Annotated in this window: 18 protein-coding genes; 7 read left to right on the forward strand and 11 right to left on the reverse strand. The window is 46.5% G+C overall.

The genetic code is table 11. The features are described 5' to 3' along the window. Window positions 1–2 precede the first annotated feature (2 nt). Window positions 3–1109: a M20/M25/M40 family metallo-hydrolase gene (locus ACQEXT_RS03220; protein WP_426950609.1), complete on the reverse strand. Its 1107-nt coding sequence runs from the start codon at window positions 1107–1109 to the stop codon at window positions 3–5. A gap of 441 nt (window positions 1110–1550) precedes the next feature. Here ACQEXT_RS03220 and hppD point away from each other — a divergent pair, with 441 nt between their 5' ends. From hppD to maiA, 4 genes are read left to right on the forward strand one after another with little or no spacing between them, the layout of a single operon-like run. Next, window positions 1551–2624, forward strand: a complete 1074-nt coding sequence (gene hppD, locus ACQEXT_RS03225) for a 4-hydroxyphenylpyruvate dioxygenase (RefSeq protein ID WP_426950611.1) — start codon at window positions 1551–1553, stop codon at window positions 2622–2624. After that, window positions 2617–3750, forward strand: a complete 1134-nt coding sequence (locus ACQEXT_RS03230) for a homogentisate 1,2-dioxygenase (RefSeq protein WP_331416979.1) — start codon at window positions 2617–2619, stop codon at window positions 3748–3750. Before hppD ends, ACQEXT_RS03230 begins: the two co-directional genes overlap by 8 nt. Before the next feature lie 11 nt (window positions 3751–3761). Beyond that, window positions 3762–4775 carry a fumarylacetoacetate hydrolase family protein gene (locus ACQEXT_RS03235; RefSeq protein WP_426950612.1) on the forward strand — a complete coding sequence of 338 codons (1014 nt, stop codon included), beginning with the start codon at window positions 3762–3764 and terminating at the stop codon, window positions 4773–4775. After that, a complete protein-coding gene (gene maiA / locus ACQEXT_RS03240) occupies window positions 4768–5415 on the forward strand; it encodes a maleylacetoacetate isomerase (RefSeq protein ID WP_426950614.1) in 648 nt (215 codons plus the stop codon). The genes ACQEXT_RS03235 and maiA overlap by 8 nt, the downstream gene beginning before the upstream one ends. Window positions 5416–5496: 81 nt before the next feature. Here the strand turns inward: maiA and ACQEXT_RS03245 are convergent, their stop codons facing one another. The 5 genes from ACQEXT_RS03245 to ACQEXT_RS03265 all read right to left on the reverse strand — a co-directional run bounded on the left by ACQEXT_RS03245 (window position 5497) and on the right by ACQEXT_RS03265 (window position 9381). After that, the gene (locus ACQEXT_RS03245; protein WP_138972240.1) at window positions 5497–5682 is read right to left on the reverse strand and encodes a hypothetical protein; all 186 of its coding nucleotides are present in this window, start codon (window positions 5680–5682) and stop codon (window positions 5497–5499) included. Window positions 5683–5851: 169 nt separating this feature from the next. Beyond that, window positions 5852–6877, reverse strand: a complete 1026-nt coding sequence (locus ACQEXT_RS03250) for a hypothetical protein (RefSeq protein WP_426950615.1) — start codon at window positions 6875–6877, stop codon at window positions 5852–5854. Between the two features lie 154 nt (window positions 6878–7031). Then, window positions 7032–7700 (reverse strand): OmpA family protein, encoded by a 669-nt coding sequence (locus ACQEXT_RS03255; RefSeq protein ID WP_331427850.1) that lies wholly within the window; start codon window positions 7698–7700, stop codon window positions 7032–7034. Window positions 7701–7846: 146 nt separating this feature from the next. Then, entirely contained in the window at window positions 7847–8530 is a 684-nt protein-coding gene (locus ACQEXT_RS03260; RefSeq protein ID WP_269376870.1) for a DUF2786 domain-containing protein, read from the reverse strand. A 164-nt stretch (window positions 8531–8694) separates the two neighbouring features. Next, entirely contained in the window at window positions 8695–9381 is a 687-nt protein-coding gene (locus ACQEXT_RS03265) for a DUF3334 family protein (RefSeq protein WP_138972244.1), read from the reverse strand. A gap of 205 nt (window positions 9382–9586) precedes the next feature. Between ACQEXT_RS03265 and ydiJ the strand changes: the two genes are divergently transcribed. Together ydiJ and ACQEXT_RS03275 are read left to right on the forward strand one after the other, a co-directional pair. Next, window positions 9587–12619, forward strand: coding sequence for a D-2-hydroxyglutarate dehydrogenase YdiJ (gene ydiJ / locus ACQEXT_RS03270; RefSeq protein ID WP_426950617.1), 3033 nt, complete (start codon window positions 9587–9589; stop codon window positions 12617–12619). Window positions 12620–12687: 68 nt separating this feature from the next. Next, window positions 12688–13149: a methyltransferase family protein gene (locus tag ACQEXT_RS03275; RefSeq protein WP_426950619.1), complete on the forward strand. Its 462-nt coding sequence runs from the start codon at window positions 12688–12690 to the stop codon at window positions 13147–13149. Between the two features lie 72 nt (window positions 13150–13221). On the opposite strand, the gene hutH is transcribed toward ACQEXT_RS03275, so the two are convergent. The 5 genes from hutH to hutC all read right to left on the reverse strand — a co-directional run bounded on the left by hutH (window position 13222) and on the right by hutC (window position 19583). Beyond that, the gene (gene hutH / locus ACQEXT_RS03280; RefSeq protein WP_426950675.1) at window positions 13222–14763 is read right to left on the reverse strand and encodes a histidine ammonia-lyase; all 1542 of its coding nucleotides are present in this window, start codon (window positions 14761–14763) and stop codon (window positions 13222–13224) included. A gap of 5 nt (window positions 14764–14768) precedes the next feature. Next, window positions 14769–16466 (reverse strand): urocanate hydratase, encoded by a 1698-nt coding sequence (gene hutU / locus ACQEXT_RS03285; protein ID WP_331427845.1) that lies wholly within the window; start codon window positions 16464–16466, stop codon window positions 14769–14771. Window positions 16467–16556: 90 nt separating this feature from the next. Next, window positions 16557–17555: a formimidoylglutamase gene (gene hutG / locus ACQEXT_RS03290; RefSeq protein WP_426950620.1), complete on the reverse strand. Its 999-nt coding sequence runs from the start codon at window positions 17553–17555 to the stop codon at window positions 16557–16559. Further along, on the reverse strand, window positions 17548–18765 hold the full coding sequence (gene hutI / locus ACQEXT_RS03295) for an imidazolonepropionase (protein ID WP_426950621.1): 1218 nt from the start codon (window positions 18763–18765) through the stop codon (window positions 17548–17550). The genes hutG and hutI overlap by 8 nt, the downstream gene beginning before the upstream one ends. A gap of 104 nt (window positions 18766–18869) precedes the next feature. After that, complete coding sequence (gene hutC, locus ACQEXT_RS03300) at window positions 18870–19583, reverse strand: histidine utilization repressor (protein WP_331416991.1); 714 nt, start codon at window positions 19581–19583, stop codon at window positions 18870–18872. 190 nt (window positions 19584–19773) lie between these two features. Here hutC and ACQEXT_RS03305 point away from each other — a divergent pair, with 190 nt between their 5' ends. Further along, window positions 19774–20517 carry a sporulation protein gene (locus tag ACQEXT_RS03305; protein WP_426950622.1) on the forward strand — a complete coding sequence of 248 codons (744 nt, stop codon included), beginning with the start codon at window positions 19774–19776 and terminating at the stop codon, window positions 20515–20517. Window position 20518 lies beyond the last annotated feature (1 nt).

Genomic DNA, 20518 nt, shown 5'->3' on the forward strand with positions numbered 1-20518 from the left:
GGTTAGTGTGTAAGGTAGTGTTGAACAAACTCACTTACTTTGACCATATCGTCAACGGCGATAAACTCTTCTGTGGTATGTACTTTTGCCATACCTGTTGAGATATTTACGGTGGTTAATCCTTTCGCATTGAAGTTATTTGCATCACTACCACCCCCAGTTCCTTTGGTGTAAGGCTTAGCACCAATCGCCTCAAATGATGCTTTAACTGCTTCGATATGAGGGTGGTTATCAGCAATGACAAATGCGTTGTATGCGCGGGTTGAATCAATCTCTACTTGAGCACCATACTTATCGGCCGCTGCCTGAAACGTCTCAATCATATGCGATACTTGCTGGGAGAGTTTTTCATCATTTAGTGAGCGCGCTTCTGCGACCACTTTTAAAGAAGGCATAACGATGTTGGTCGCATTACCGCCTTGTACAATCCCGATATTAGCCGTTGTTTCGTGATCGATGCGCAGTAGCTTCATTTGAGTGATAGCATCTGCTGCGACTTGAATCGCGCTAATGCCTTCTTCTGGCGCCAAACCGGCGTGCGCAGGACGACCGATAAAGTTGGCGACGATTTTTTGCTGACCCGGAGCGGCATTGACTATGGTGCCAATCGGCCCTCCTGTATCGAGTACGATCGCTTTGTCTGACTGGATGTAAGACATGTCAAAGTGCTGCGAACCAAATAGTCCGCCTTCTTCATGAACAGTGAATGCTATCTCGATGGTCTTGTGAGCTTGGTTAGCCGCTTGAATACAACGGACTGCTTCTATGATTGCAGCGATACCCGACTTGTCATCACCGCCAAGGATGGTATTCCCCTTAGAGCGGATAATGCCATTTTCGATGATAGGCTCAATACCAATTCCTGGGGTTACGGTATCCATGTGACAACTCAGTACGATGCTGTCGGCAAGTTCACCTTCCAAGCGAGCGTAGACGTTAAAGCCATTGGAGACATCTTGTGGGACAGCTAACTTATGTACGGTAAAGCCAAGCTCCCCGAGCTGCTCTGCTAGCGTTTCAGCAATTTGCTTTTCGTTGCGAGATTCACTGTCAATTTTGACAAGTTGAATAAAGTGTTCGACCAGACGTTCACGATTAATTTGAGTCATTGTTATACCTCGTTAGGAACAGAGGGGATTACCATATCTTGCTCAGCCGAGTCGCAAACTGCGCTACGTCAATCTATCGGTGACTCTGACAGGCTTTTTATCGTCAGGTATCTGTTGGGCTTATACATGTTCAGGTGACTATTTACTCGTTTTATCAAACACTAATGGCACGCACTCTTAGGTTCAGAACTCGATGTAGGCAAAGTTGAAAAATTCCTCATTCACGGTCGTTGATGCTTGAAATGTAAAATAAATGTTACTGCGCGGTTTTGTTTTAAGTTGTTGTTTTTAATGGCTAAAATGGGTTTTTAAATTCGCCGTTTACAGTTTTTGATTACATTTGCGTAACCTTGAAATTGCGCGTAAAGATTCATTTTTTGCTCGTGATAAGCCAAGTTATTGATAGATACATGGTAGTTACTAATACACGAGGGACATCAAATGAACGAAGCGTACAACCCATTAGGCACTGATGGTTTTGAGTTTGTCGAATACACAGCGGCAGATGAGAAGGGTATTCAAGACCTAAAGCAGTTGTTTAACTCACTTGGGTTTGCAGAAGTCGCAAAACACCGTTCTAAAGAGGCTTGGCTCTACCGTCAAGGTGACGTGAACTTTATCGTAAATGCTCAGCCACACAGTCAGGCTCATGCATTTGCTAAGGTACATGGTCCTTCAGTTTGTGGCATGGCCTTCCGAGTGAAAGACTCTTCGGTTGCGATGAGACAAGCACTAGACAATGGTGCGAAAGAGTACATCACTGAGATAGGTCCAATGGAACTCAGTATTCCAGCGATCTATGGTATCGGTGAGAGTCTGCTTTACTTTGTTGATCGCTACCAAGATGGCAATATTTACGAAGTCGATTTCCGCTTTTATGACGATGCCAAGCAACGTTTAGAAAAGATGGATGTCGGCTTGTACGAGATTGACCACTTAACCCATAATGTTAAGCAAGGCAATATGGATCTGTGGTCTGGATTTTACGAGCGTATCGGTAACTTCAGAGAAATCCGCTACTTTGATATCGAAGGCAAGCTGACTGGCCTTGTCAGCCGTGCGATGACCGCGCCTTGTGGCAAGATCCGTATTCCAATCAACGAATCTTCTGACGACAAATCACAAATAGAAGAGTTTATCCGTGAATACAACGGTGAAGGTATTCAACATATCGCCCTAACGACGGATAACATCTATCAAACGGTACAGACACTTCGTGACCGTGGCATGGAGTTTATGCCGACACCTGACACCTACTATGAAAAGATCGATGGACGTGTGGAAGGTCACAGTGAAGACGTCGATAAGTTACGTGATCTGCGGATCCTTATCGATGGTGCGCCAATGAAGGATGGTATTTTACTTCAAATATTTACCCAGACGGTTATTGGTCCGGTGTTCTTTGAAATTATTCAGCGTAAAGGTAATGAGGGCTTTGGCGAAGGTAACTTCAAAGCCTTGTTTGAATCGATTGAAGAAGATCAAATTCGTCGTGGAGTACTAAACGATGCATAAATGGATAACATTCCCGCATCGGGAGGGAGTGTGCTCCAAGCAGGCACACGCTGACTTCCCGGAACAAGCGATTTATGAACGCGAAGCGGGGCGCAGTGGTTTCTTTGGCCCTGCCGCTCACTTCCATCACCAGCATGCCCCTACAGGTTGGAGTGATTGGCAGGGTGAGCTAAAACCTCGTGCGTTCAATTTCAACCAAGTGGAAGCCTCGATTCAGAACTCTCCATGGTCGGTACCTTACCTTCTGCATAACGCTAACTGTAAAGTTCGTATCTGGAAGCTCGATAGTGCGATGGATCACCTAGCACGCAACGCAGACGGCGATGAACTCTTATTCATTCATCAGGGCAAAGCCGATCTGTTTTGTGACTATGGACACCTTGAGGTGGTTGAAGGGGATTACGTGATGATCCCTCGCTCAACCACTTGGCGGCTTGAACCCCATGAGCCGATGTTCATCCTGATGATTGAAAACACGGATGCCGCTTATACCTTGCCGGAAAAAGGCATGGTTGGTAATCACGCTGTTTTTGACCCAGCGGTGCTCGACGTTCCGAAAATTGATCAGGCATTTAAAGATCAGTATTCAGAACAGTCGACACAAGTTTACATTAAACGTCATGAGCAGGTGAGCGTCGTCACTTATCCGTTTAATCCGCTAGATGCGATAGGCTGGCATGGTGACCTTTCTGTGGTACGAGTTAACTGGCGTGATATCAGGCCACTTATGTCGCACCGTTATCATTTGCCGCCGTCAGCGCATACGACATTTGTGGGGCAAGGATTTGTTATTTGCACATTTGTGCCAAGGCCTATTGAAAGTGATCCTGGGGCGTTAAAGGTGCCGTTTTACCACAACAATGATGATTACGATGAAGTGCTATTCTACCACGCAGGGGATTTCTTTAGTCGCGACAACATTGAGGCGGGAATGGTGACCTTTCATCCCGCTGGATTTGCTCACGGCCCACATCCCAAGGCCTTTAAAGCAGGGCAGGAGTATAAGAAGAAATTCACCGATGAAGTGGCAGTGATGATCGATACCCGTCATGCACTCGAAATTAGTGAGCACGCACGTCAGGTTGAAAATGAGCAGTATATCGATAGCTGGAAAGAACAAAAATAAGGGCAAATAGAATGAAGTTAGCAAGCCTAAAAAATGGCAGCCGAGATGGCTTATTGGTTGTTGTGAACAAATCACTCACTCATTGTGTCGCGGTGCCAGAAATCGCACAGACAATGCAGCAAGCACTGGATGACTGGCAGCGTGTTGAGCCACAGTTAAATGAAATGTACATCGCATTGAATAACGGCGAATTGACCAACGAAATGGTTTTCTCGACTCTGCAGTGCGAATCACCGTTACCAAGAGCCTACCAGTGGGCAGATGGATCAGCCTATGTCAATCATGTTGAATTGGTGCGTAAGGCGCGTGGCGCGGAAATGCCGCCAAGTTTCTGGACCGATCCTCTAATGTATCAGGGTGGGTCGGATGCCTTTATTGGCCCGTGTGATGACATTCCGGTCGTTGATGAAGCATGGGGCATCGATTTTGAAGGTGAGGTTGCCGTTATCACCGGTGATGTACCAATGGGCGTCAGTGTTGAAGAGGCTGCTCAGTCAATCAAACTTGTCATGCTCGTCAATGATGTTTCATTACGCGGTTTGATTCCAAACGAGTTAGCAAAAGGATTTGGTTTCTTCCAATCTAAACCTTCGTCTGTTTTTTCTCCGGTTGCGGTCACTCCTGATGAATTGGGCAGTGACTGGGATGGTGGCAAGGTCAATCTGCCGCTATTAAGTTTTTACAACAATGAGCCGTTTGGATGCCCTAACGCCGGTGTGGATATGACATTTGAGTTTCCACAACTCATTGCGCATGCTGCTATGAGTCGTCCACTGTCTGCCGGTGCGATTATCGGTTCGGGCACGGTGTCAAACAAACAGGGGACAGAACATGGTACCGCGATTGCCGAAGGTGGCGTGGGTTACTCGTGCATTGCAGAAGTGCGAATGATAGAGACGATTCGTGATGGTTCACCTTCTACTGGGTTCATGCAGTTTGGTGACCGGATCAAAATAGAAATGCTTGATAACGATGGGCACTCGATTTTTGGTGCAATTGACCAACAAGTGGTTAAGTATGGGTGATCGTATTTTATATGGTTACTGGCGCTCATCTGCGGCTTATCGAGTCCGAATTGCCCTCAATCTTAAGGGGCTCGACTATCAGCAGCGATCCATTCATTTGATTAAAAATGGTGGAGAACAGCACTCGACCGATTTTAAGCGTCTCAACCCCAATCAATTGGTACCCGTTTTGATCGATGGTGAGATGCGGCTTAATCAGTCCTTAGCGATTATCGACTATCTCGATGAGACCTATCCGGAAGTGTTGTTGACGCCAACTGACCGAGCATTACGTTATCAGGTTAAGGCGATGGCTCATGATATTGCGATTGATGTTCATCCGCTCAATAACTTGCGCGTTTTACAGTATCTTTCTCAAACACTCAACGTCACGGACGAAGAGAAATCATCATGGTATGCCCATTGGATAATGAAAGGGTTTGATGCTCTAGAGCAGAGGCTAAAACTGACACGGGGGCGCTACTGTGTCGGAGACGATGTTAGCTTGGTTGATGTCTGTCTCGTTCCACAGGTTTACAATGCCAAGCGGTTTAAGGTTGATCTCTCTGCGTATCCGAACATCACTCAAGTGACGGCGTCACTTAATAAGCTTGCGGCGTTTGAACAAGCTGCTCCTGAGTCACAACCGGATGCAGATTAGCCGTCAGTGACTGAGAGACTAAAAATACAAAAGCCACCGTCATTCGGTGGCTTATTTACATCGCTGGAGACACAATGCTGATTAGCGTAGAGCGCTAAGTTGTCGCTCTCTATGTTGTAACTCTTCAATGTTAAACTGACGAACATCAAAAGTCGCTAGGCCATTGCACTCTCTACATGAATGGTGACATTTTCCGTCAACGTAATCATGTTTGGTTAGCATGTTTGGTTTCTTACACCAGTCGCACACGCCTTCAATAGTAAACATATACTCTCCCCACCTTAATTTTTTAGGTGCTATTTTCGCGCTGGAGTATGACACAAACTACGTGGTTTAGTTAAGCATTTGTTACGTGTATTGGGAAGGTGATCGATTGCGCAGCCTTGTGTTTTAAACGCTGAAAAGGTAAGTGAAATATTTATAAATTTAAATGTAACTATTTATTAACACTTGAAAGAATTATTTTCAACGCTTGATTCAAACGCTTCATTTCTTCTTCACTGCCTTTGAGATCTGGGTGGTAGATTTTACACAGTTGCTTGTATCTTAATTTGATCTCTTTTTCGGCGGGTATCTTGCCTGGGTTAAAGCCAAAAAGGGCACACGCTAGCGTTAGGGGCTTCTCACTGTGACTCTCTGTGACTACCGGCTTGGTATTTTCTTGCTGCTTTTTGATATGGCGATACATGACCTCCATTTGTCGTTTTTGCTGCTTGAGAATATCTTCCTTGCGCTTGAGTTCTCGTTCAAGTTTGATCTGCTGTCGTTGCGTGTCTGACTCGGTGGTATTGGCGGTTTTTTGGAGCGTTTGGTTCTTTCGCAATAACCAGCCGACAAGAGTGAGACTCACCAATAGCAATGCGGATAGAGCATATACCAGACTGTTTGCCGCCTGTTGGCTTTGCGATACAGACTTTGCTGTTGGACTCAATTCGATTTCTTGGTGATCAAATGCCACTTCAAGCTGATCAATAGCGGCGACTTGTTTCGCTCTTCGGGCATTAAATTGCTCTTCTAAAATACGAGCATAGGCGTTTTCTGCGTTGGGATCGTTCTTCGCCGCTTCGAGATACCAGATCTCAGCAAGGTCCAAATTATTGGGTGGCTGCTGCAAGTTTTCGTATAGCTCACCGATAAGACGAGGCGCTTGGGGATCTCCCTCAAACGCGGCTTTGTTTAACCAAAAAATCGCTTTTTCAACATCGGGGCTCGTTCCAACACCGTTGAGGTAAGCACGCCCTAGATAAATCGCCGCAGATGAGTTGCCACTTTCGGCCGCTTGCTGATACCAATAAAATGCCTCTGAGTCTGAGCGTTCGATACCATTGCCTTGGCTATACATCTCAGCCAGCTCAAGCTGAGCGTGGACATTGTTGTTTTGGGCACTTTTGATCAGCTCTTCTACCGTTTGGGCATAGCTAAAGGCGGACAACGCTAGCAGTAGAAGGGGAAGGATGCGCAAATTAACCTCTGGACATGATTGGCAAGCGGGCAGTATTTGCTAAGTATATCAATTACTCGGTAAAAATTGATAACAATTGAACATATTTGAGGTGATGGATATAAAATTGGCTTCCGGAGAAGCCAATAGAAATGGTCACGTTGAGAAATGCAGATTACTTAAGAGGTAGGATCTGGATTTCTACACGGCGGTTACAAGCTCGGCCTTCCGCGGTGCTATTTGAACACAGAGGGTAGCGCTCACCATTACCACGTGCGACTGCACGACCGGCAGCAACACCTTGAGATACTAGGTAAGAGCGAACAGATTCAGCGCGACGTTCAGATAGAACTTGGTTTGTGGTGTCACTACCTGTGCTGTCTGTATGGCCGTCAATGACTAAGCTTGTATCTGGGTATTCAACAAGAATTTGTGCAACGCCGCGTAGCGTGTTGTGGATGCTTGGGTCTAGTTGGTAAGAGCTCGACTGGAAGCCGATGCCGTTTTCAAGGCGAAGCAGAAGTTGGTTCTCACCAACACGTTCAACTTGAACGCCAGAATTGAGAAGCTGTTTGCGTAGTGCGGCTTCTTGCTGGTCGAAGTAGTAGCCCACACCACCACCCACTGCTGCACCACCCGCAGCGCCAATGAGCGCATGTTTACGACGTTCTTTTGCATCATCGCCGGTCGCTAGACCAACTGCTGCGCCTGCGATGGCACCAATCAATGCCCCTTTGGTCGCAGAGTTAGTCTCTGATTCACCGGTAGTGGCATTTTGGCGTTGAGTTGCCTGACAGCCAGAAAGAGCGATAGCTACTGCTAGAGCAAGCGTGATTTTTTTCACGATAACATCTCCGTGTATCATTATATTTTGAACCAGACTTATGTCTGTTTTTTGGATGACAGTGAATAAACCTGATGCCATTTATTATGTCAATTTATATCAAGATTAATTGACCGAAGATTAACGATAGCTGAACGAAAATTACACTATCTGAGCATTTTCGGCGCTTGGGCCCCGTTGATTGGACGATTGACTGACACAGTGCGACCTTTCTTAAGACCGACTTCGTAATCTTCAGTAAGATTTTTCATCGCTTCCCTAAGTTGCTGCTTAAAGGTCTCTCGATCGATGTTCTTAAACTCTTTATCAATATAGTCATCGATCTTTTTTGCAGACTCTTCATCTGGGCTAATGATTGGAAGTTTTTCCAGCGCACCTTCCACCCAGCCTGATAAGAATGAGTTAACTCGGCGAGTGACTTCACTGGCGGGTGTCCCTGTTCCTGCAAAACCATTACGGAAGCGGCCAGTTTGTTCGTTCATCTCTCGATAAATAATATCGAACGCGAAGGCTGCAAAGATAGCGCGGTCAGCTTCACCGATAAACTCTACACGTTTGAGGCCTTTATGGTTAAGTAGCACTGCTTCGACACCAAACTTAGTGTTGATGCCACGAATGATGCGTAACAAGTTTGAAGCGACACTGGCTGGTAGTAAGTGGGTCGATTGTGTTTTGCCCATTTTGATAAACTCGATATCGTCTTTATCGAGGCCATATTTGAGCATCAGACGATGAGCCATTTTGATCGCATTGGCTGCTTCGTTGACGTTGGCAGAGTTACCAAGCTCTAAACATTTGGCAATTTTTTTGAGGGCTTTTTGTTTATCCATCGACCGCTTTACGTTTCACTCATTTAGAAAAGTCGAACATTTTAACGTTTTCTGAGTAAAAACGGAAATACGTTGTAGTTATAAACGTTGTGGGGTGGGGGATGTGCAACCACGCCACCGGTATTCGGGGCGTGGTTGAGTTGGGTCAGAGTGACGTCGTGAAGTTAGATTCCTAGTTCATCGAGTAAGTCATTCGCATTGCTTGATTGATTAGAAGCCGCTTTGCTCTCTTGACTCGCTTTCATCTTAAGCTGTGTTTGTTCTAGGATCGTATCTGGACATTCATCCTCAGCGACGTCAAATTCTTCAAGTTGAATGAACTCAGTTTTGTCCATTGCTAGCTCTAAGTAAAAAATGTTGCCCTGCTCAGTTGAGAAGGTAACACGGCGTGCTTGTGGGCGATCGAGATTGGTATCGACAGACAAATTCACTTGCTTGTTTAAAGAGAGCATCTTTGGCTGGTTTTGAGTAATGTGTGTTTGCAGGTCTTTGCGTACTTGGTTGGTAAAGTGACCAACCAATTGGTTCATCAATTCACCCAGAACATCTGCCACTTCATCTGAGGTATGCAGCACAGCAAGTTCTTCGTCGGGCATTCCCATGTTTCGCATATAGTTTGTGTAGACTTCGAGTGCCGCTTTTGCAGTGAAGTTAATCACGACTAACCCTGAGAACCCTCCGTCAAACAGTACAAAACAGCCAAAGTCAGGTTTAAGGCTGGTCTTGGTAATTTTCTGCACCATTGCAGAGTAGGTAACATTTGAGCTCGTTGCAGAAGTTAGAACACCTGAAACGGACTGACATAACTTTAATAGAATGTCTTCGGTGGTGACGATTTTATTTTTTTTCATGGATGATTCGCTCATAGAAACACTTTAAATTGGATCAATTATTTATAAGTGTGGGAAAAAAATGCGATAACTTCCATTCTGACACTGCATTTCTGTTTTGATCACTCTTTTAAATGTTGTAAAGTGACCTGATTCAAATAATAGTTTTTTACACTTTAGCGAACCCAGTGCTGATAGGATCGGCGTCGTAGGGGGCAGGAAGCAAATGTTACCAAGATTAGATTCTCAATCGGATGTGGATCCGATCGTACTCACCTTTCTCGAACAACTCAAAGCGAACGGTTTTAGTGGCGATATTGAAAGTCAGTATTCAAGTCGATTAGCCGTGTCTACCGATAACAGTGTTTATCAGCAGTTACCTCAGGCAGTTGTTCATCCTAAAACAACTCAAGACGTTGCGTTAATTGGTAAGTTAGCCATTCAGTCTCAATATGAACGAGTCACCTTTTCTCCGCGTGGTGGTGGCACAGGCACCAATGGTCAATCCTTGACGAAGGGGATTGTGGTGGATTTGTCTCGCCATATGAATAAGGTACTGGAGATTAACGAAGCGGAAGGCTGGGTTCGCGTACAAACAGGTGTTGTTAAAGACCAACTCAATGATGCGGTACGCCCTTATGGATACTTTTTCTCTCCAGACTTATCAACCAGTAACCGAGCCACACTAGGCGGTATGATTAACACCGACGCTTCAGGCCAGGGTTCTCTTAAATACGGCAAAACGTCTGATCATGTGTTGTCTGTGCAAGCCGTATTTGCAGACGGTTCATGTTTGGAGTCGGATCTGTCACATGGCATGCCTACAGAAGGTGAGTATGCCTATGAGGCTTACAACACGACGGAGCGAATTTGTCGTGAAAAACGCCAACAGATCGAAGAGAAGTTTCCACCACTCAACCGTTTTCTAACAGGTTATGACCTGAAAAATGCATTAGATACCGAGACGGATCAATTCAACTTTACACGAGTGTTATGTGGTGCAGAAGGTTCATTAGCCTTCATCACTGAAGCGAAGCTGAATTTAACGCCAATTCCTAAAGCACGCACTCTAGTTAACATCAAGTACAGCAGTTTTGATTCCGCGTTACGTAACGCACCGTTTATGGTGGAAGCCAAGGCGCTTTCGGTCGAAACGGTTGACTCGCGAGTTCTTAATCTGGCTAAACAAGATATTGTTTGGCATACCGTTAGTGATCTATTGACGGATGTTCCTGGCAAAGACATGCAGGGCATCAACATGGTTGAGTTCGCAGGGCAAGATGTTGAGGAAGTTGAGCAACAGGTGAAGGCCTTATGTCAACGACTCGATGACATGCTTGCGAATGAAGAAGCGGGCATTATTGGCTATCAAGTGTGTGATGATGTGGCGAGTATTGGCCGTATCTACAACATGCGTAAAAAAGCGGTTGGCCTACTTGGTGCGGCGAAAGGAAGAGCAAAACCAGTCGCCTTTGCTGAAGATACCTGTGTGCCACCAGAAAATCTTGCGGACTTTATCGGTGAGTTTCGCGAATTGCTCGATGCCAAGTCGCTGAATTACGGCATGTTTGGTCACGTTGACGCTGGTGTGTTGCACGTTCGACCCGCGCTGGATTTGTGCGATCCGAAGCAAGAAGCATTGATGCATCAAGTCTCTGACGAAGTCGTCAAGCTGGTGGCTAAGTATGGTGGTTTGATGTGGGGTGAGCACGGTAAAGGCTATCGCTCTGAATACGGACCAGAATTCTTCGGCGAAGAATTGTTTGCTGAGCTGCGCCGTGTCAAAGCGGCTTGTGACCCACACAATAAGATGAACCCGGGCAAAATCTGTACGCCGATTGACAGCAATGAAGAGCTGGTTAAGGTGACGGATGTTAAGCGTGGTTACTTCGATCGCCAGATCGACGTAGAGGTACGAGATAGCTTCAAACAAGCGATGGAATGTAACGGGAACGGGTTATGCTTCAATTACGATACCTCATCGCCGATGTGTCCTTCTATGAAAGTGACCGCGGATCGTCGCCATTCACCTAAAGGTCGTGCGGGAATGGTGCGAGAGTGGTTGCGACAGCTAACAGAGCAAGGGGTTGATATTCTTGATCTCGAAAAGCAGACCCTAGAAGATAACGCAACCATCAAGACGATGATTGAAAGGGTGCGCAACACCCTCAATAAGCGTCATGAGTATGATTTCTCTCATGAAGTTTATGAAGCGATGAATGGATGTCTCGCGTGTAAAGCGTGTGCCAGCCAATGCCCAATCAAGGTTGATGTACCTAGCTTCCGCTCACGCTTCCTAAATATTTACTACTCTCGTTACCAGCGTCCAGTGAAGGATTATCTAGTTGCGAACATCGAAACCATGTTGCCCGTTTTGGCTAAAGCGCCAAAGCTGGTCAATGGCGCGCTGAAACAGCAGTGGGTTCAAGACTTAACCGCTAAATCAGTAGGCTATGTTGATTCGCCGCTCTTGTCTGTTCCTACTTTGGCTCAGCGCACATCGGCACTCAAAGCTTTTGACCTTCAACAACTTGCCGCGATGTCCAAAGAGGACAAAGCAAACCACGTTGTTATCGTTCAAGACCCATTTACCAGTTATTACGACGCGCAAGTGGTCGAAGATTTTGCTTCATTGGTCGCGAAACTTGGCAAGACACCAGTGCTATTGCCGTTTAAACCAAATGGTAAAGCACAGCACGTTAAAGGTTTCCTTAAACGTTTCGCGCAGAGTGCTTCGAATACCGCAGCGTTTCTTCAGCAAGTGGCGGATGTTGGCGTACCACTCGTGGGTGTCGATCCGGCGTTAGTTCTTTGCTATCGAGATGAATATCAGGAGGTGTTGGGTGATCAGCGAGGTGATTTCCAAGTACTGACGGTTCACGAATGGTTAGAACCAAAACTGGTTGAATTTGAACAACGTCCGGCGAGTGAAGAGCAACCGTGGTATCTGTTTGCTCATTGTACTGAAAAGACAAAAATGCCTAACGCTGAAAAAGAGTGGGGAGCGATTTTTGCTCACTTCGGCGCCAAGTTAAACACTGTGGCGGTGGGATGTTGTGGTATGGCTGGTACGTTCGGCCATGAGGTCGACAAGCTGCAAATGTCGAAAGATATCTATGGCTTAAGTTGGAAACCCCGTTTGCAGGATTTGCCAAAAGATCGCTGTCTGATCACGGGTTACTCATGCCGCAGTCAGGTTAAGCGATTTGAACAGGTCAAAACGCAGCATCCTTTGCAAGCTCTGTTGCAGATTGTTTAAATCGAATAGCTCAGCGTCAAACGCTGAGCTATTTTTATTCTATACGATCTTATCTCTAGGGAGATTCCATGGACAAATTGGAACGTAAAATTCCACCTGTCGCACTGTTTGTACTGTTTATTGTCGCGAGTAACCAGTTGAGTCATGAATTTCTCACTTTTCAGGTAAACCTTCCACTCGCTGGCTTGCTGTTTGCTCTCTGCTTTGTTGTGGCTGGGTTTGTTGGTTTAGCGGGAATTTACGAGTTTCGCCGTGCTCAGACAACCGTAAGCCCGATAAAGGTCGACGATGCATCGACGGTTGTGGACTCTGGTATTTATTCTTACACGCGCAACCCAATGTATTTAGGGTTGTTTGTACTGCTGTTTGGTTATGCATATTGGCAACAAAATCTGCTAGCGATCGTGTTTAGCTTCGGCTTTATTGTGTACATGAATCGCTTTCAAATCTTGCCCGAAGAGAGAGCGCTAGAAGCACTGTTTGGTTCACAGTATCTGGACTACAAGCAACGAGTAAGGCGTTGGATATAAAGGTTTGTGTGCCCTAAAAACGATAAAGCCCCTACTTATACAAGTAGGGGCTTTGTTTTTAACCCTTAGTCCTTACGCAATACTTGGTAGAATCGCTTCTGGCATTAGGTGATTGTGAACCGCCATCATAAGCAGTGAGTTTGCCGCTTCAATATCTGGAGCGAAGTAGCGATCTTTATCATAGAAGCTAACTTTCTCACGTAGTATCTGTTTCGCCTCCTCAATTCTCGCTGATGACTTGTTTGGTGCGCGGAAGTCTAATCCTTGCGCAGCTGATAAGTATTCAACCGCTAAGATGCCACGTGTATTTTCGGCCATATCACGTAGGCGACGACCAGCAAATGTCGCCATAGAAACATGGTCTTCTTGGTTGGCTGATGTCGGCAAACTGTCTACTGAAGCAGGGTGAGCCAAGGTTTTGTTTTCGCTTGCAAGCGCCGCAGAAGTGACTTGAGCAATCATAAAACCAGAGTTAACCCCGCCATTGTCAACAAGGAATGGTGGCAGTTTACTCAAAGCGCTGTCGATGAGCAGCGCCATGCGACGCTCAGATAGGCTGCCGATCTCTGCAATCGCTAGAGCGAGGTTATCGGCTGCCATCGCGACAGGTTCTGCGTGGAAGTTACCACCCGAGATAATGTCACCATCATCTGCGAATACCAACGGGTTATCCGATACAGAGTTCGCCTCAGTCTGAAGAATATCTGCTGAATTACGGATCTGCTGTAAACATGCGCCCATAACTTGTGGCTGACAACGTAATGAGTAGGGATCTTGTACCTTTTCGCAGCAAGTATGCGATTCACCTATCTCACTCGTGTTGTCAAGCAGATGGCGGTATGCCATTGCTGCATCCATCTGGCCACGATGACCACGTACGCGGTGGATTCGTGGATCAAATGGACGACGACTTCCGAGTGCCGCTTCAACAGACATAGCCCCGCACACAGTGGCTGAGGCGAAAAGGTCTTCTGCCGCAAACAGGCCTTCAAGAGCAAAGGCTGTTGATGCCTGAGTGCCGTTGAGCAGGGCAAGACCTTCTTTCGGTGCAAGAGTAATCGGCTCTAGACCTGCAATTTTCAATGCTTCGATACCAGAGATGAGCTTGCCGTTGTGACGAGCTTGCCCTTCACCTAACAAGACAGTACTCATGTGCGCAAGGGGAGCAAGGTCACCAGAAGCACCAACCGAGCCTTTTTGCGGTACACATGGATAGACTTGAGAGTTGACCAAATCAATCAATGCCTGAATGACTTTTAGGCGGATACCCGAGTAACCACGTGAAAGGCTGTTGATCTTAAGAACCATCATCAAGCGAACGGTTTCGTCAGACATAAACTCACCGATGCCAGCGGCATGTGAAAGCACAATACTTTTTTGCAGTGTTTCCAAGTCTTCCGGAGCGATGCGTGTGTTCGCCAGTAGGCCAAAACCTGTATTGATACCGTAAACAGTGCGATCTTCCGCAATCACCTGTTCTACCACTTTGGTACTCTCGTCTATGGCAGGGATTGCCTCTGGGTCAAGAGTCAGATTGATTGGTGAGCGACTGATTTTACGCAGCACTGAAAGGCTAAGTTGTCCCGGCTTAAGCGTTAGATTCAACATCTTCATCATCCTTATTTAAGCTTCTTTAGTTCTTCGTTAAGCATTGGCAAATCAAGCCCTTGATCGGCGGCACATTGTTTTGCAATCTCGTAACCCGCGTCTGCATGGCGCATTACGCCCGTTGCAGGGTCGTTGTGCAATACGCGTGCGATACGCTCTGATGCGTCCTGACTGCCGTCACAACAGATCACCATGCCTGAGTGTTGAGAGAAGCCCATACCAACTCCACCACCGTGATGAAGTGAAACCCAAGTGGCTCCCCCAGCAGTGTTTAGCAGAGCGTTGAGCAGTGGCCAATCCGACACCGCGTCTGAACCGTCCATCATGCCTTCTGTTTCACGGTTCGGACTCGCTACTGAACCAGAGTCTAGATGGTCGCGGCCAATGACGATAGGGGCTTTAAGTTCGCCATTCTTAACCATTTCATTGAATGCTTGACCTAGACGCTCACGATCTTTCAGACCTACCCAACAAATTCGTGCCGGGAGACCTTGGAACTGAATACGCTCTCTCGCCATATCGAGCCAGTTGTGAAGATGAGGATTATCTGGGATCAACTCTTTTACTTTTTGATCTGTTTTGTAGATATCGTCTGGATCACCAGAAAGCGCTGCCCAACGGAAAGGACCAATACCTTCACAGAATAGAGGGCGAATATATGCCGGTACGAAACCAGGGAAATCAAAGGCATTCTCTACACCTTTTTCCAATGCCATTTGGCGGATATTGTTCCCGTAGTCGAGTGTTGCGGCGCCGCGTTCTTGAAGCGTCAACATCGCTTTAACTTGAATCGCCATTGATTCTTTGGCTGCGTTGACCACGGCGGCTTCATCTTTTAGACGCATAACAGCGGCATGTTCCATCGACCAACCAATCGGCAAGTAGCCATTCAACGGATCGTGAGCAGAGGTTTGGTCAGTAACAACATCTGGTGTGATGTTACGTTCAACCAACTCAGGGAAGATGTCGGCAGCGTTGCCTAGTAGACCGACTGATACAGGGGTATCCGACTCATAGATGATAGCAAGCGCTTCATCGAGACTTGTTGCCTTTTTATCAACGTAACCAGTACGGAGACGGTAGTCGATACGTGACTCGTCACATTCCACGGCAATCATTGAGAAACCTGCCATAGTCGCAGCTAGAGGTTGAGCACCACCCATACCGCCAAGACCACCAGTCAGAACCCAGCGACCGTTTGCGTTACCGTCAAAGTGTTTTTTCGCAACGGCGACAAAAGTCTCATAAGTACCTTGAACAATACCTTGTGAACCGATGTAGATCCAACTGCCAGCGGTCATCTGACCGTACATCATCAGACCTTGTTTATCTAGCTCGTTAAAATGCTCCCAGTTCGCCCAATGAGGCACTAAGTTTGAGTTTGCGATTAACACGCGCGGTGCATTTTTATGCGTCGGGAACACGCCGACAGGTTTGCCTGACTGAACGACAAGAGTTTGGTCTTCCTCTAGGCGCTCAAGCACTTCAACGATTTTATCGTAACACTCCCAGTTGCGCGCAGCGCGACCGATACCACCATACACGACTAAAGAATGCGGATGCTCGGCAACGTCTGGATCTAAGTTGTTCATCAGCATGCGAAGCGGGGCTTCTGTTAGCCAAGATTTTGCTCTCAATGTCGTGCCGTGTGGCGCGCGAATGGTTCTATTCGTATCGAGACGCTTATCTTCTACTTGGCGTTCCGTCATGGTAAGACTCCTTGTGGTTCACGTTGTTCAGGCAAAAAGGGGGCTAGGGCGCTTATGCACCGTTAACACTAGCCTCTGCCTGATGGATTATTATTTTTCGGAAAAAGCGTTTGCTATGTCCCAGCAGAGTCGAGCCGCTAGACGTGCTGTCTGGCTGTCGACATCATAAGTTGGGTTGTATTCGGCAATATCCGCTATGACCAGTTTTTGCTTGTAATGCAGAATTCGTTCAATAAATGGCGCGAGAATATCGATACTGACTCCACGCGCTGCTGGCGCACTCACTCCAGGGGCCGTCGCCGCAGGGAAGACGTCCAGATCTATGGTCAGGTAGATGCAGTCACACTTATCGATAAAATGCTGTAACTGAGTTAGGTGATAGACGTGGTTTAAATGAGCGAGATCTTTATCCTCGACGTACCACACATCCAACTCATCTGCTCGATTAAATAGTGCTTCGGTGTTGCTCGCGCGGCTAACACCTAAACATGCGTAATGAAACGGCCAATCGTGAGTCGCACAGTAGCGCTGGATTTGATTAAACGGGGTTCCTGAACTCGGCTTAACTTCCGCGTGTTCACTCTCGAAAGCGCGAAGATCAAAGTGAGCGTCGAAGTTGATGATGCCGATTTTTGGTGGTTTGGCTGGGTTTAGAAATTCAAAGTACTTCGCCAGCCCCTGAAATGAAGCCCAAGCGACTTCGTGCCCCCCGCCTAAAGTGATCACAGGCGTTGATTTTAAAGCCGTGGCAATGATGTCAGCACATTGAGCCTGACTATGCTCGAGTAAGTCGTCATCACAAATGACATTGCCTAAGTCGATTAAGGCACTCTGTTTGTGCCACGCCATATTTGCTAGGGCTCGACGAATGAGATCTGGAGCTTTACGTGCGCCAATACGCCCTTTGTTGCGAGCGACGCCAGCATCACTACAAAAGCCTAACAAGCTTACAGCATTGTGATACGGCTCGAGCTCATCAACTCTAAGCTGTTTAATCACATGATGAACACGCTTACCGAGTGCGCCATCTTCCGCATCGTGGCGGCCTTGCCAATGAAAATCTTGGTTGGTAACGACATGATTAGACATGATCTAACTCTCCGGCAACAAGACGCGCAGCCAATCTCGGAGCGCCTTGGAAATAGCTAAACTCGGCAGGATGTTCAACATCCCAGATCGCCAAATCCGCATCAAAACCTGGGGCAACTTGACCTCTGCTTTCACCGTAGCCCAGCGCTTGAGCAGCGTTCGCAGTGACGCCACGCAAGGTTTCTTCTGGTGTTAGGCCAAATAGTGTACAGCCCATATTCATCATCATAGTCAAATCTGCAAAAGGTGACGTACCTGGATTCAAATCCGTGGCAATCGCCATCGGCACGTTATGTTGACGAAGGAGCTCGATAGGCGGTAGTTGGGTCTCTTTTAGGAAGTAAAAAGCACCCGGCAGTAAGGTGGCTACCGTGTTTGATTGTGCCAGTGCGGCGACACCTTTCGAGTCGAGAAATTCAATGTGATCAGCAGACAGGCCGCCATACTTGGCAGTTAACTCTGTACCGCCAAGATTGGATAGCTGTTCGGTATGGCCTTTGATTTTTAGGCCATGTTCAATGGCTGTGACAAACACGCGTTCAGTCTGCTTTAGGTTGAACCCAATGGACTCACAAAATACGTCTACACTCGTCGCCAACTTTTCTTCGGCTACTTGAGGAATGATCTCTTGGCAGACGAACTCGATATAGTCGTCCGCACGTCCACTAAATTCAGGCGGCAAGGCATGTGCGGCAAGTAATGTGGTCGTAACACGAATTTTTCGGTGAGCTTCGAGAGCACGCGCAGCACGCAACATTTTGATTTCATCTTCTATCGTCAATCCATAGCCTGACTTCACTTCGACAGACGTCACGCCGCTAGCAATCAGCCCGTCTAAACGAGGCAATGCCAGTTCCGTCAGTTGATCAACACTGGCTGCGCGGGTTGCACGCACAGTAGACAGAATACCGCCACCTTGTTGAGCGATTTCTTGGTATGGAACGCCTTTGAGACGCTGTTCGAACTCGTCTGCACGGCTACCGGCAAAAACAAGATGAGTGTGACAGTCGATAAATCCCGGCGTGACCAGTTTCCCTTCACAATCAAATGTATTGATCTCAGAAGAGATAGCCGATTCGCTTAACGATAGGATTTGACCTTGTTTGATATGAATATTGCTCAGAGGCGAAATGGCATAGCCACGGCTCCCCTGAGTCATAGTGACTACTTTAGCGTTGGTTAAGATGATTTCATCAACAGAGGACTTCATAGTAATACCCATAATCAAATGTATATACAAATACTGATTCAAGTTTGCTAAATGATCAAGTGCAATGTTGCAAAAATGTGATCAGTCAAAAAGTATGAAATGCTCTAAGGAAGGAGAACTTTAGAGCTTAATTTGTATCTCGTGCCAGGATGATAGAGTAATGCAGTGCTGACGAGCTTTTCTTGGCTCCATGTTCTGCGGTTAAGCAGCAGACAAGGCTCATTCATCGCAAGGCGAAGCGCCGCACGCACGCTTTCGTCAGCAACGATAGCTTCAACCGTATGCTCTATTGCGCTGAGAGGACAGTTCTCTGATAAATATTGGTTGGGCGTGATCTGCGTAAAGTCTTGTTCTAAATAGTTGGGAGCATAACTTGCGTTCACCCAGCGCAACTCGAGTTGTATGGGGGATTTATCTTCAAAGTGAATGATTTCACTGTAGAAAACGTCACTACCTAACATGACACCTAGCTTCATGGCGACCACATCATCGGCGGTTAATGCCAGTTGTTTAACCACTTTACTGCTGTATGCTCTACCACGCTGTTCAACTTCTTTAGCGATGTTACGAATATCGAGTAATGGTGATTCCGCTTTGTCGTCTGGGGCACAAACAAACGTACCGAGGCGAGGGCGTCTGACTAAACGTCCTTCTGATACAAGGTCTCGTATCGCTTTGTTTACCGTCATACGACTGACGTCAAACTGTTTCGTCAGTTCAAGCTCGGTGGTAATACGATGGCCGACAGGCCAATAACCTTGATCAATTTGCTCGACAATATACCGTTTGATCTGGAGATAAAGGGGAGAATTACTCATAATATTTAACTTTATAATTGACTATACAAATGGTTATACATTTGTGCCAAGATTGCAAGTATCGCCCCAATTTAAGCCAATGAATTGAATTCGAGCGCACGTTTTCTTACACCGTTAGTGAAGAAACGACTTGATATAAGTCATTGAGCGCGTTAGATCAGTAACTGCAACAAAATTACAAGGATTTACTATGTTTGGAAAGTTAAAAGCGTCGTTGGGTATTGGCGCGGCCAAAGTGGATACAGTGCTAGAAAGCATGTCAGTTATGCAAGGTGACACACTGAAAGGTACGGTTCATATCAAAGGCGGAGACGTTGAGCAGCAAATTGACGCCATTAATCTTAAATTGTGTACGGAAGTAAAGGTCGAAAGTGAAGACAGTACCAGTTATCAGGACTTTATTTTAGCTAAACTTCAAGCGGTACAACCATTTGTCATCCAGCCAAATGAGCACAAGCAGGTGCCTTTTGAAATGCGTTTAGATGAAGAAACGCCAATTACGGCGCTCAATGCATTAAAAAATCAGTGCCACGTTTGGCTAGAAACCACGTTGGATATTGATTTTGCCATCGATCCAAAAGATAGGGATTTTGTCGAAGTCAGACCTTTACCTGTGGTGGCAAAGATCCTTTCTGCAATAGAGCAGGCGGGTTTTGCAATGGTAAAAGCAGACGTAGAAAAAGGCTTGTTACGTGGCGGTAACTTTAGCTCAAAATCGGGTTGTTATCAGGAAATTGAGTTTCGTAACAGTGGCTTTATAAGTAGCAAAGAGATTGAGCTTTCGTTTGTATTAGAAGGTGCAACAGTGCATTGCTTAGCGGAAGTGGATCGCTCTTTGAGTGTCCGTGGTGATCAATATCTTTCATTTTCTCTCCAGCGCCAAGCTTCTGATGCCGAAATTGCCGCGGCGGTGAACCGTATTCTCGCCGTCTAAC

The organism is Vibrio sp. TRT 29B02, assembly GCF_050113655.1.
Taxonomy (GTDB): domain Bacteria; phylum Pseudomonadota; class Gammaproteobacteria; order Enterobacterales; family Vibrionaceae; genus Vibrio.